The sequence below is a fragment of the Candidatus Accumulibacter sp. ACC007 genome (assembly GCF_907163205.1).
Lineage (GTDB): Bacteria > Pseudomonadota > Gammaproteobacteria > Burkholderiales > Rhodocyclaceae > Accumulibacter > Accumulibacter regalis.
Map to the genome: position 1 here is coordinate 1,946,412 of NZ_CAJQUD010000001.1, position 13,211 is coordinate 1,959,622.

The 13,211-nt window shown below is 64.2% G+C and carries 9 protein-coding genes; 7 read left to right on the forward strand and 2 right to left on the reverse strand.

Annotated features, from left to right (window positions below; translation table 11 throughout):
- Positions 1-74 precede the first annotated feature (74 nt).
- The 5 genes from QZ634_RS08410 (at position 75) to QZ634_RS08430 (ending at position 7,750) form a co-directional block, all read left to right on the forward strand.
- Positions 75-866 carry a PEP-CTERM/exosortase system-associated acyltransferase gene (locus QZ634_RS08410; RefSeq protein ID WP_291987203.1) on the forward strand — a complete coding sequence of 264 codons (792 nt, stop codon included), beginning with the start codon at positions 75-77 and terminating at the stop codon, positions 864-866.
- An 87-nt stretch (positions 867-953) separates the two neighbouring features.
- Positions 954-1,883, forward strand: coding sequence for an HDOD domain-containing protein (locus tag QZ634_RS08415; protein ID WP_291987204.1), 930 nt, complete (start codon positions 954-956; stop codon positions 1,881-1,883).
- Positions 1,852-4,083, forward strand: a complete 2,232-nt coding sequence (locus tag QZ634_RS08420; RefSeq protein ID WP_291984831.1) for an IS4 family transposase — start codon at positions 1,852-1,854, stop codon at positions 4,081-4,083. Before QZ634_RS08415 ends, QZ634_RS08420 begins: the two co-directional genes overlap by 32 nt.
- A 15-nt stretch (positions 4,084-4,098) precedes the next feature.
- Positions 4,099-5,514 carry a HAMP domain-containing sensor histidine kinase gene (locus tag QZ634_RS08425; protein ID WP_291987205.1) on the forward strand — a complete coding sequence of 472 codons (1,416 nt, stop codon included), beginning with the start codon at positions 4,099-4,101 and terminating at the stop codon, positions 5,512-5,514.
- Positions 5,515-5,554: 40 nt separating this feature from the next.
- A complete protein-coding gene (locus QZ634_RS08430) occupies positions 5,555-7,750 on the forward strand; it encodes an EAL domain-containing protein (RefSeq protein ID WP_291987206.1) in 2,196 nt (731 codons plus the stop codon).
- Between the two features lie 27 nt (positions 7,751-7,777).
- Here the strand turns inward: QZ634_RS08430 and QZ634_RS08435 are convergent, their stop codons facing one another.
- Together QZ634_RS08435 and QZ634_RS08440 are read right to left on the reverse strand one after the other, a co-directional pair.
- Entirely contained in the window at positions 7,778-10,186 is a 2,409-nt protein-coding gene (locus tag QZ634_RS08435) for a penicillin acylase family protein (protein ID WP_291987207.1), read from the reverse strand.
- A 918-nt stretch (positions 10,187-11,104) separates the two neighbouring features.
- Entirely contained in the window at positions 11,105-12,598 is a 1,494-nt protein-coding gene (locus QZ634_RS08440) for an AarF/UbiB family protein (RefSeq protein WP_291987208.1), read from the reverse strand.
- On the opposite strand from QZ634_RS08440, the gene QZ634_RS08445 reads away from it, so the two are divergent.
- Positions 12,597-12,785, forward strand: a complete 189-nt coding sequence (locus tag QZ634_RS08445) for a hypothetical protein (protein ID WP_291987209.1) — start codon at positions 12,597-12,599, stop codon at positions 12,783-12,785. The two genes, QZ634_RS08440 and QZ634_RS08445, sit on opposite strands and share 2 nt — an antisense overlap.
- Positions 12,782-13,153 carry a VOC family protein gene (locus QZ634_RS08450; RefSeq protein WP_291987210.1) on the forward strand — a complete coding sequence of 124 codons (372 nt, stop codon included), beginning with the start codon at positions 12,782-12,784 and terminating at the stop codon, positions 13,151-13,153. The genes QZ634_RS08445 and QZ634_RS08450 overlap by 4 nt, the downstream gene beginning before the upstream one ends.
- The last annotated feature ends 58 nt before the right edge of the window (positions 13,154-13,211 follow it).

A 13,211-nucleotide genomic window follows, 5' to 3' on the forward strand; every position in this document is an offset into this window, starting at 1 on the left:
CGCACTTCGTAGTAGTATGCGCAGGTCGTGCCGGCAGCTCGCCGGCCAGACAGACAACACCACAAGGGCGGCGGATGTTTCTTTCCAACTTGACAGAACTGACCATGAGCCAGGGCTACCGGCGGTTCTTCAGGGTCGTGCCGGCGCTGACCGACGAGCTGCGCGCCGAAAACTACCGCATCCGGCACCAGGTTTATTGCCAGGAGCTGGGTTACGAGCCGCTGCGCCCCGAGGGTCTCGAAGCCGACGCCTACGACAAGCAGTCGCTGCACTGCCTGGTGCAATCGGTGTCGACGGGGGACTTCGTCGGCTGCGCTCGCCTCGTGCTGATCGATCCGGAACTTGCCCAGGAGGCCAGGCTACCGCTGGAGATCAGCTGCGCGGAAACACTGGACCGCTCGATCGTCGATCCGCTGGCGCTGGACCGATCACGCATTGCGGAAATCTCTCGCCTGGCGGTGATCGGCAGCTACCGCCGCCGGCCGGGCGAGAAGGAAAGACCCATCTCGATCTCGGAGGAGGACTTCGGCACTGCCAAGCAGCCGCGCCAGCCCTACCTCGCTCTGGCGGTCTATCTTTGCCTGATTTCGCTGGCCCGCAGCTACGGAATCACCACCCTGTTCGTCCTCACCGAGCCGCGTCTGGCGTCGAACCTGACGCGCCTGGGCGTCAATGTCGAACAGATTGGCGGCGCGATAGAACACCGCGGCACCCGCGTTCCCTCGATGCTGTCGGTCGATGAAATCATCGACGGCATGAACTTCGTCGTCCGTGCGCTCTTCGAGGTCGTTTCACGCGAGGTCCAGGAAGGTATCGACGCTGCCGGCGAGAACGCTGTTCGCGCCGGGCACAACCCGTTTTCCTAGCCACCCCCAGGACAATGCGCGCACTTACAAACCCATCTGCTGCCGCCAGGACACCGTTTCGCATCTTCGCTCACCACGATGTATAGCTTGCCGGAGCCCGTCCGCCACGCCATCGAGTCGGGACGCGCACCTTCGCCACCACAGGTCTTGCTGCGCCTGCTGCAGATGGTCGACGACGACAGCACGACGATGGCCAAGCTGGCGCGGCTCGTCGAACAGGATCCGGGCTTATGTACCCGCGTACTGACGGCGGCCAATTCACCCGCCATTCGCCACGGCACCCAGCTGCGCAGTATCGAAAACTGCCTGATCGCACTCGGTACCAGGCTGGTGCGTTCGATCGCCACCTGCCTGTCGGTGCAGAACCTGTTCGACGAACGCGCCGGCACCCGGTCGGTCGATCTCTCCGCCTTCTGGACGCACTCGCTGCTGGTCGCCGAACTGTCGCGAAGCCTGGCCGCCACCAGCGGCTATCAGCGACCGGACGAGGCCTACCTGGCGGGACTCCTGCACGACGTCGGCGAGCTCATTCTGCTCTCGGCGCTGGGCGAGCCTTACTTGCAGCTGCTTGCCACCTGCCCCAGCGAAGCCGAACTTTCCGCTCGGGAAAGCGCGCAGTTCGGCGTGCACCACGGCGAAATTGGCACCTGGCTGGCCGACCAGTGGCATCTCGATTCGCCATTCGCCGACGGCATCCTGTTCCACCATCTGCCCGCCGAGCAGATCGTCACCGCCGCCGAGCTGCCGCGGCTGGTGTGGCTGGCGCACGCGCTGATCTCCTGCGACGAGATTCCGGACGGACTGGCAGCCCTCGCCGAGCAGATATTGGCCAACGGCAGCAGCGCTCGCCTGACCGGCCTGCGCGACGAAGCCGAACAGCGGATGTGCATCATCGCCGACGCCATCGGCATCGCCCCCCCGGAAAGCTTACCTTTTCCCAGATCTCCGCTGGACACCGTAGCAACTTTTCGCTATGGTTTCGCCTATGGATATGGCGAAGCGGCTGTGGGAAGGTGATGCCCTGGCGTACGTACGGGAAATGGCCGCGCGTATCGGCATGACGCGCACGCGCTTGTCGCAAGTCGTTTGCGAAGCCTTCGATTTTCGGGACCCCTTGGGGCGCTTGCGCGAGATGACGTGTCGCAAAGTTCTGGCGAAGATGGCAGCGCGGGGGGATGTCGTTCTGCCGGGGACGCAGCGCAGCATTCCAGCGCGAGGAGCGCTGGCCGTGGTGGAGAGCGGCGCGGTGACCTGCGAGTTGGCCGAACTGGGTCGGGTCGAGCTGGTCGACGTTACCGGTGAGGCAGCGCTGTCGCCGGTGTGGAATGGCCTCATGGACACTCACCACGAACTGGGCAGTGGCCCGTTGTGTGGCGCACAGTTGCGCTATCTGATTCGCTGCGAGCACTTCGGCTGGCTCGGTGGTCTGGCCTTCTCGGCGGCCGCCCGCCGTCTGGCAGACCGAGAAGCCTGGCTGGGCTGGAGCGAGGACGAGCGTCGTGAGCAACTCCAGCACGTGGCCTGCAATTCGCGCTTTCTCATTCTTCCCGGGATTCGCGTGCCCAACCTGGCTTCGCATGTGCTTGGCTTGGCCGTCCGACGCTTGGTCCGTGACTGGCCGAAGCGTTACGGTATCGCCCTGTGGGCGCTCGAGACCTTCGTTGCCCCGCCGCGTCTGGGCACGAGCTACCGCGCCGCGAACTGGCGCGAGATCGGGGAAAGCCGCGGTCGTGGCCGGCAGGACGGCCAGCATACGGCCGAGCGGACAAGGAAGCGGGTGTTTCTCCATCTCATCGAGCCGCGCCGCTTTCCGCGTGCCGGACCGCCCGCGACACCAGAGACCGATTGGGCTGCCGCGGAGTTTGCGGGCCTTGAACTGGACGCGCGTTTGCAGCGTCGTACAGTGGCCCTGGCGCGCCGCTTTCAGGCCCGTCCGACGGCCAGCCTGCCGCAGGCCTGCGAAGGCCACCTGGCCGAGCTCAGAGGCGCTTATCGCTTGTTCCAGCACGAGAAGGTCACCATCGATACCCTGCTTGCTCCTCATTATCAGGCCACCCAGGCACGCGCTGCCCAGGAACCGCTGGTCCTGGCGGCCGTCGACAGCTCGGCGTTAAATTACTCGGCTCATCCGGCCACCGACGGGCTGGGACTGATCGGCACGACGGTCAATGGGCCGGTCGGACTGTGGCTGCATGAGACCCTGGTCTTTACGCCCAGTGGCGTCCCGCTCGGGCTGATCGACGTCCAGCATTGGCGGCGTGACCCGGCGGAGCATGGCAAGAAGCGCACGCGCAAGAAGCGGCCGATCGAAGAAAAAGAAAGCGGCAAATGGCTCAAGAGCTTCGACCGGATAGAGGCCGCCCAGCGCGCTTGTCCGCAAACCCGATGGGTGATGGTCGCCGACCGCGAGTCGGACATCTATGAATTCTTTGTCAAGGCCAGCGACGCCACGGCCGGCGTGCTGGTCCGGGCGCAGACAAACCGCCATCTGTGCTCGGACGAGCAGGCGCATCTGTGGCCGGCCCTGGCCGCCGCGCCGGTCGCCGGAACCTTCACCGTGCAAGTCGCGGCCGGCAATGGCAGGCCAGCGCGCGAGGCCACCCTCACCGTGCGTGTGCAGGCCGTCACCCTCAAACCGCCACGCGACCAGACGCGACTGGGAAACGTGCCGGTGTCGGCCATCTGGGCGCACGAAGAACATCCGCCCGAGGGCAGCTCTGCCCTGGAATGGATGCTGCTGACCACCGTGCCGACCCGTACCTTCGATGAAGCCTGTAGCCGTATCGAGTGGTATTGTCGCCGCTGGGGAATCGAGATTTATCACCGCACGCTGAAAAGCGGCTGCCGCATCGAGGACCGCCAACTCGGCTCGGCCAAATCACTGAAGGCCTGTCTGGCGATCGACATGGTCGTTGCCTGGCGGATCTTCCACCTCGTCCATCTCTCCCGCCAGCACCCCGACTTGCCCTGCACCACCTATTTCGATGACGATCACTGGAAGGCGCTCTACGGCTTCGTGCACCGCACGCCCATCCCCCCGGACACGCCACCGACTCTTCATCAGGCGGTGCAAATGGTCGCTCGCCTCGGTGGTTTCCTCGGCCGTAAGAGCGACGGCGAACCCGGCGCTCAAGTCCTCTGGATCGGCATCCAGCGACTCGATGACCTGACCAGCATGTACCGCGTCTTCGCTACACCTCCACCACAAGCTCCTTGAGCCCCGCGCCAACCCATGCCCAGTCACCTTACAGACCAGCGTAATAACAACTCGCTACCGTCTGCTGGCACGATGTGGGTAAGGGTAAGCCCGGAAAGAGCGGCTGCCGGCGGCAGCTCGAACGGCATGCCGCGGGTACTTGGCGCTCGTCGCCGCAGCGAACACGACGCCCACGAGCAGATCGCCGCGATCATCGGTGAGCGGGCACTGATGGCTCCCTTGCAGGAGGATCTCTGCAGCCTCGAGAGCGACGCCGAAGTCCTCCTCTCGCTACGCGAGTCGGCACGCATCCTGTTTGACCTCAACCACCTCGCTTTCCTGCTCTGCGAGCCGCAGGACGGCCAACTCACCGGCAAAGGCATTGCCGCACAGCCGGCAATTTTTGGCCAGGTCAACATCCTCGCCGAGGCGCATCGCAGCCTCGCCGCCGCGGCCGCGATCAACGGCCTGATCTGCTCGACCTACGACCGCGGCGCGCCGCCCGCGAATTCGCTGATCGACATCCAGTTCGCCCGAGCGCTGTCAAGCGCCGGCCTGGTGTGCATTCCGATGATCGGCCGCGGGCGTACGATCGGGGTGATCGTCGCCGGGCTGAGTGCCGGCCAGCACACCCGCCTGACGCGCCGCCTGCCCTGTCTGGCGAATTTCGGACGCATCGCCGGCATCACCCTGGAAAGCTGGCGCAACGCACAGGACCTTCGCCAGGAGGCCGACGAAGCGGTGTCGGCGCGCTTCACTCGCCACGCCCGACGCGTGGTTCACGAAGCGGGCAACCCGCTGACGATCATCAAGGGCTATCTGCGCATCCTCGACGGCAAGCTGCCGTCGGAAGCAGGCGTGCACCACGAACTCAAGGTACTCAGCGAAGAGATCGACCGTGTGGCCAGCATCGTGCGGCGGATGAGCGAAGTTCCCGCAGGCGGCAGCACCGACAAGGCAGTCGATGCCTGCGAGCTGGTGCGCGAGCTGCTGCAGCTCTACCGCGGAACACTTTTCGATGCGCGCGGAATCGACATCGAAACCTCCCTGCCCCTGCGCCCGGTGCGCATCGCCGCTGATCGTGGCAGCATCAAGCAGATCCTGGTCAACCTCTGGAAGAATGCTTCCGAAGCGCTCACACCCGGGCAGCGGGTCAAGCTTTCGCTGAGCGAAGACATCCTTCACCAGGGACAGCCGGTTTGCGAATTGCGAATCGAGGACAACGGTCCCGGCATGAGTGCAGCGGCGATGAGCGCGCTGCACCGCGCCGCCGAAGGTCAGCTCGGGGCGACGCGTGGCATCGGTCTGTCGATCGTTGGCGCGCTTGCCCACCGTCTTGGCATTCCCGTCTCCTGCCGCAGCAAGGCCGGCCAGGGGACCATGATTTCACTGCTGTTGCCAACACCGGGCCGCGTAGAGCACCGGGGCGACGGCGAAGCCAACCCCAACTAAACGAGAAGAGCGCGTCGCCGAACACCCGTCAGGAGGAACGATGAAGGCCATAGCAAACGTCGATTTTTCGCCGCAGCTTCCGGACCTACCGGAAACCAGCAGCATTCTGATCGTCGACGATGAGGAGCGAATTCGCGCGGCCTACCGACAACTGCTCGCGGCACCAGGGCGGAGCATTGAGGAATGCGCCACGGGGGGAGAAGCGATTGACCGCCTCGACCGCCGCGACGTCGACATCCTGATCCTGGACCTCAATCTGCCCGACGTCCATGGACTGGAAATCATGGAATGGATGGTTCAAAAGCACGTTCCGACGGCGGTGCTGGTCTTCAGTGGTGATGAATCGATCGATTCGGCAATCCGCGCGCTGCGCCACGGCGCTTTCGAATTCATCCGCAAGCACGGCAAGGCGCAGGAGCTCATCGACGCCGTCGATCGCCTGCAGCGCCGCCGCCGGATTGAACGCGAGCACGCGATGATGACCGTCCAGCTCGAAAACTCCGAGCGCCTGCACCGCTTTCTCGTCGAGCAGTCGCCGGACATCATCTACACCCTCGACCGCGACGGCCGTTTCATCTTCATCAACGGCCGCGTCGAAGCGCTACTCGGTTACTCGCGCGGTGAACTGCTGGGCAAGCACTACTCGCTGATCGTTCATCCCGACGACCTCGAGCACGCCCGTTTCGCGTTCAACGAGCGTCGCATCGGCGAACGCGCGAGCACCAATGTCGAAATTCGGCTGCAAACCAAGACCCAGGGCGTCCGCCACTTCGAGAATCGGACCATCGTCACCATTCTCAGTGCGCAAGGCCTCTACGCCACCACCGACGGGCCCGCCACGCAGCACTTCATGGGCACCTCGGGCGTTGCCCGCGACATCACCGACCGCAAGAAAGCCGAGGAAACGATCGCCTTCCAGGCCTTTCACGATCTGCTCACCGGGCTGCCCAACCGGATCCTGTTCAAGGACCGGCTGGGAGTCGCCCTGACGCAGGCGAAAAGAAAAGGCAAACGGCTTGGCGTGATGTTCATCGACATCGATCGCTTCAAGCTGATCAACGACAGCTACGGTCATCACGAAGGCGACGAGCTGCTCAAGCGCTTTGCCGAGCGGGCGCGCAGCTGCCTGCGCTCGGGCGACACCCTGGCCCGCCAGGGGGGCGATGAATTTACCGTCCTGTTGCCCGATCTGAGCAGCGCCGACGACGCTGCGTTCATTGCCGAGAAACTGCTCGCCGAGCTGAAACTTCCCTTCAAGATCGCCGGACTGGATTTCTTTGCCACGGTCAGCGTCGGCATCTCGCTTTACCCGGACGACGGCGAAAGTGCCGAACTGCTGATCCGCAACGCCGATATCGCGATGTACCAGATCAAGGGCCGCGGCAAGAACGGCTATCTCCAGTTCACGCCGGAAATGCACAGCGGCCACAGCCTGCGCATCACGCTCGAGAGCGACCTGCGCCTGGCGCTGGAAAGCGGCGGCGATCAATTCGAACTCCACTATCAGCCACAGGTCAGCCACCGCGACGCGCGCACCGTCGGCATGGAAGCGCTGATCCGCTGGCACCACCCGCGACTCGGCCTGATGGCGCCGGACACCTTCATTCCCCTGGCCGAGGAAACCGGCATGATCGTGGCCCTCGGCGAATGGGTACTCGAACGCGCACTGAGCCAGCTCGCCGACTGGCGCGACAAGGGCTTCACCGGTCTGCAACTGGCCGTCAACCTGTCGCCCAAGGAATTCGACCGCGCCGACCTGCCCGAACGACTGCTGCGCCGTCTCGAAGCCCACGCCGTCCCGCCTGATGCGCTCGATGTCGAGATCACCGAGAATCTGTTGATGAAGGACGCCGAGAAAAATATCGACATGGTCAAGCAACTGCGCAACAGTGGCCTGCGAATTTCGATCGACGACTTCGGCACCCGCTATTCCTCACTCAACTACCTGCGCCGCTTCCCGATCAACAGCATCAAGATCGACCAGTCGTTTGTCCGTGACCTGAACGCCGGCAACAGCAACTCGACGTCGATCATTCACGCGATTTCCTGCATCGCCCGCAGCTTCGGCTTGCGCATCCTCGCCGAAGGCGTCGAAACCGAAGCGCAGCGGCAGTTGCTCAGCGGCCTGGCGTGCGACGACATGCAGGGCTACCTCTTCAGCCAGCCGCTGCCGGCCGCCGAATTCGAAGCCTTCCTGACCAGCAGCGCCTTCCCGTCGCGCACGACCGTCAACTAGCCCACCGGCAACCCCCGCGAGCGCAAATCATGGGCTGGCCTGCGGCACGAGTGTCAACTCATGCTGCGTCGCTTGCGGCAGAAACGGCGTCGCTTCGCCTTTCACCCACGCTTCATGCCCGGCCAGGTAGTAGGGAGAAAGCGGGTGCCCACTCTGCCCCCCGGGCATATGAAGGATCGCGCGCTCTTCATGGCCGGGAGAAACGACCATGCGTTCCGAGGATCCGAACGAAGGCGCCGCGACTCGCGGCATGTTGGCGTCGCCATCGATGGCTTGGACCGGCGCGTCGAGGAAACTGCCGACAAACGGGATGAAGCGACTCAGCGGGTGCTCGATAGCCGCCATGTTACGCGCGCCCCAGGTGAGTTCCGCAAGCCGCTCTTTGTTGTCCGCCCCCAGGGAACGCAATGTCGTCTTCAAGACCTCGCGCTCGAAGTCGCTCCACGAAGCGAACGGTGCCGGCAGGAGGTGCGCGGGCTTTTTCTGGATCACCTCCCAGAGCACGCCCTCCCACTGGTTCGAGAGCGAGCCGATCTTGAGGTCGGGCTGTGCTGCATAGGCGGCCGACAGCCAGGCCGTGAACAGCGTGTCACGCAGCATGTAGCGATAGGCCCTGACGACGCGATAGGCCACCGAGTCACGACGCGCACGCAAGGCTTCTTCGGATTTCAATCGAACCAGCAATGCCTTCCCCACGTCGTCCTGCCGAACGCTTTCGTCGGCCAGCAACTGTTCCAGATGAGCCTTCCAGCGTTCCAGAAACAAGCCGCGATCGTCAAGCGCAATGGCCAGTAGATCGTGCTCGTCAAAGGACTCGCGGGCGAACAAGCCGTCGCGAATCTGTCTGGCGCGCGCTCCCAGGTCATAGCCGCCATCACCGATACGCCTGAGCATCTCGCCCGAGGCGACGCGGTTGTTCGCCGTCCATAAGCGGCCGTCAGACGGGTTCAGGAGCAGCGGATATTCATCCTCGGCCAGGTAGCCCTGCCACGAACACGATCCGTCGGCGAAGCTGACCGGCTCGTCGCCGTCACATCCGACGCGCCTGGGAATGGCGCCGATGATCGTCCAGGCCAGATTGCCGCCACTGTCGACGAGCAGGATGTTTTGCGACGGCAGGCGCGCCCTGTTGGCAACGCGTATCGCGTCGGCGACGTTCTCCGTTGTCTCCAGGGCAAGAATTCCGAAGTTGATCGCCTGCGTGACGTCGTGGGCCAGCCATTTGAAAACAAACTTCCGGCCATCAGCGCCGGTCTCGGCGACCGGTCCCCAAATCGTCTTTTCAATGGCCAGACGCCGCGCCGGCGCACCTTTGACGTCGATCGTCTCGACAACCGTTTCCAGCGGGTATTCGCCGTTCGGCGTCAGGTAGCTTCCCGGGCGCGCCTGCTCGAGAATGATCACGTCACTGAAGTCGCCATAGCTGTTGGTGTAACCCCAGGCGACCTTGCCGTTGCTGCCGACGACGACAAGTGGCGCACCAGGCAAGGACACGCCGCTGACCTGATGCCGGTAGCGACCGCCCGATGGCTCGTCTTCACCATAGCGAATCTGCATCCGAAACCAGATGTTTGGCACGCGCAGCTTCAAGTGCATGTCATTCTGCAGAATCGCCGACCCGTTGTCGCTCAGGTCACCCGAGACGGCCCAGCTATTGCTCCCCGGGAATACCGGCTCCAGACGGTCGCTGTTTTTCAGCGGCAGTTCCAGCTTTGCCGACCAGTTCGCCAGGCTCGACTCCTCTGGAATCGCAGGCGGCAACAGCGGCTTGCCCCATAGGGGCGCGTCCCATTCCGAGCCCTTGGCACGCAGGAAGGCGTAGAGCGATTGGGGAACGCGTTCTTTCACGTTCATCCGGGTCAGCTCCTTTTCCGGCGTCGATGGCTGCAGCACCAGATACATCGAGTACGCCACCAGGATGCTGTCCTCGGCCGTCCAGGCGACGGGTTCGGCGTGCAGCAGCCAGTATTCGAAGGGCCTGGCAGCGAGACCGTGCAAGCCCGCGTTTACGCCGTCCACATAGGCGTGCAGAATCGCCGACTGGTCTTCGGCAAGCTGGCCCGCAATGGCGCGGGCACGCGCACGCAACTGGTGAATACGAACGCGCTGGTCGGACTCCAGCGCCGCGCCGCCGAGCAGGGCCGACAACTCGCCGGCCGCCTGACGGCGCATCAAATCCATCTGGAAGAAGCGCTCCTGCGCATGCACGAAACCCATCGCCCTGGCCACGGCCGTGCGACTGATCGCCGAAATGGTCACCATGCCGACTTCGTCCCGCGTGACGCTGACCTCCTCGCCCAACCCGGCAATCGCCACTACGCCATCGAGGGCCGGCAGGCTGGCGCGCAGTTGCCAGTACGCCCAGGACAGCAACACTGCCACCACAAGGGCCGAGAGCACCGCCAGGCGAGCCGCCCACTTCCAGAGTTTTTGCATGGAACGGGGTTCTTGAGTTCGATCGATTGCCCAGTCTAGCGGTGTGCTGCATTCTTGATGAGACTTTTGGCGACTGCTGAAAGCAGGGCGAAAACCCTGTGCTGGCCGAAATTCGCAGGGTCCATGCCGGGGGCGGCTCTCGTCGCCACCCCTGGCGCTCATGCCCCACCACATACCGTCATTGCGAGGAGGCGTAGCCGACGCGGCAATCCAGTTCCATTCTCTGACTACGGGTGCGCCACGTCAGCCCGGCGAAAAACAAGACCTCGGGATTGCCACGTCGGCGACGCCTCCTCGCAATGACGTGCGGGCTACTGTCCCTCGACGCTGCGAACAAGTGTGCCGTCAGGCCTACCTGGCACCCGCCGCAGCAGATTTGCTCCGTGCACCATTCCCGATGTCGTTGAGAGCCAGGCGGCCGGGCGGTTCGACGCCAGCGCGGGAATCCGGCCGCGTGGCGGATGAAACGACCTGCACGCTGCCCGCGTCCGATACCGGCGTCGCACACGGTCCCTGCAGCGACTCACTGGCGGGCGTTCTGCCGTTCCTTTGCGGGCAAACCGCTGTCTGTTTCACCGGTTGGCAGCGCCGATCGGAGAACTCAATCCGGCCATCGACCTCGCACCTGAACAGCGAACCGGCGACAGCCGGCTGGCAGATCTGCAAACCGAGAAGAACCACAAGCATGCTCTGCAATTTCATCGCCAACTCCCTCGTCCGTGTCCGACCAATGCGGCAATCTTTGCACGGCGCAGGTATTGACTTGGTGTCGAAAGTCACAGGCAGGCGGCGATCTCCAGCTGCGGGCGAATCCAGCCTCTGCCAGGACGAGGGAAGCAGCAGCGCACCGGCTTGCTCCACCTTGCACGTCTCGCGGTCTTTGCGCGCCCGCTCGCGGCCCCAATGAAACGATTTCGATCACCGCCCCAGTGCGCCACCACGGCCGCCGCGATCGCCCGCCAGGAAACGTAGCGTGGTCGCCGGCAGGTCGGCCCAGAGACCGACCAGGTCGGCAGTCGACAGATGGGCACCGACAGCACGAGAGTCGGCCCAGGCCCATGGGCGCCACATGAGGCCCCGCAGAAACTGGGCAGCGCCGTGGCGGACGAGCACGCCATCCATCTCCGTCTGCCCGGAAACATCGGCGACCACACCCGACAGCGTCAACAGGGCCTTGCGAAAGAGCGCGATCTCTTCCGGAAAACGAACGGCCGAGGTCGCTGCCAGACTATCCATAAGCGACGTCATCCAGTCGAAGCCGGGAAAGCGGCCACAACGCACCTGCGCAATCGCTGCGTTGACCGCGACCTGCACGCGGGCTTCGTAGCCAGGCTGGCCCAGCGCGGCGATTGCCCTGCACACGCGCGTCTCGTTGAGCGTCACGGCGCCCAGAACGAGTTGCACGACCGCCTCGCACTGTGCCTTGGTCAGCCGTGTGGTGAGTGCCCAGTCGATGATCGCCAGGCGTCCATCTGCGGTGGCCAACAGGTTGCCGGCGTGTGGGTCGGCATGAAACATCGCCCCCGCCTCGCCATTGCCCCAGAAGGGCTGGGCCAGCAAGGCCCTGATGACCCGCTCGGCACGCTGGCTCATTTCCCCGGCGGGCAGGTCCTGGTGGGTCACCTTGCAGCCATCGACCCTTTCCATCGCCGTGACCAGCGGCGTGCAGAAGGGAAACAGCCGCGGGATGAGGATATCCGCTGAACCCGCGTAGAGATCGGCAGCCTGCCGCAGATGTTCCTGTTCCTGGTCCAGGCGAACTTCGTTGGCCAGCAGACGGGCGACCATTTCCAGCGTATTGCCGTAGTCGAGCACCGGCAGTCCGTGGTGAGCGCAGCGTTCTTCCAGAAATGTCCCGAGCAGCGGCCAGATGGCCAGTTCTTCCTCCAGCCTGTCCTGCACCCCGGGGCGCAGAAGCTTGAAGACGCCCCGCTGCGGCGCTTCGCCTTTCGCCTGGCGCCAGACGAAAGGCACGACGACGGCGACACTACCCTCGGCGATCGTCTCCTGCCCCAGCTGCAGACCGGCGACAGTGCCCACCTCGCGATCGAGCAGCGAACGCAGTGCAGCCAGCGAATCGGTCGGCGCCAGTGTTTCGAGTTCCTGCAAACGCGCGCGCAAATCGGCCGACAGGCGCCGGTCATGGGCCACCACCTGCCCCAGCTTGTGCAGGGTCGGGCAGAGACGAAACAGGCTGAGCACGCGCCGCTCGCGGCTGGCGGCAGTCGGCAGCGCAAGCTGTGCGGCAAGAATGGCTTGCTGACGCAGCGGGGAGAGGCGTTGCAGGAAGAACGACAAGCCGTCCGCGACCAATGGACGATACTGCGCGTAGGTCGCCGGCAACAATTCGGTGAGCTGCAGCAGCATTTCCAGCGGGCCGCTGTGCTGCTCGATTTTCGAGTGGAGGATCATGATGAAGATGGCCAGCGCACTGGCGAAACGGGAGGCTGATGAGCAGGGCGATGAGCCCATTGTAGACCGGATGGAGCAGCGCGTAAGCGGGCGCGCCGGCAGCGCGCTGTTCGCTATCATCACCGGGCATTTTCCGCTACTGTATCCAGCTCGTAAAACCAACCCCAGCAAGGAGTTACCAACATGATCGGATACGTGACCGTCGGTGTAAGCAACATGGACAAGGCGAAGGCGTTCTACAGCGAGCTGCTCGCCGACCTGGGCGCCAAGGTGTTGATGGACATGGGCCGCATCGCCTTCATCGGCAGCACGATGGACGCCCCGATGCTGAGCGTCTGCATCCCCTACGATGAAAACGACCCCAGCCCGGGCAACGGCAACATGATCGCCATCAATCCCGGCTCCAAGGAAAAAGTGGACCAGTTGTACCTCAAGGCGATCGCCCTGGGTGCCAGCTCCGAAGGCGAGCCCGGACAGCGCGTTACCGATGTGTTCTACGGCGCCTATATTCGCGACCCGGACGGCAACAAGATCGCTTTCTACGAGTTCGGCTAAGTCCGGGAACGCAGGCCGGTAAACTCCAGTCCTGCTCGATCACTCGTCGCCAAATCCG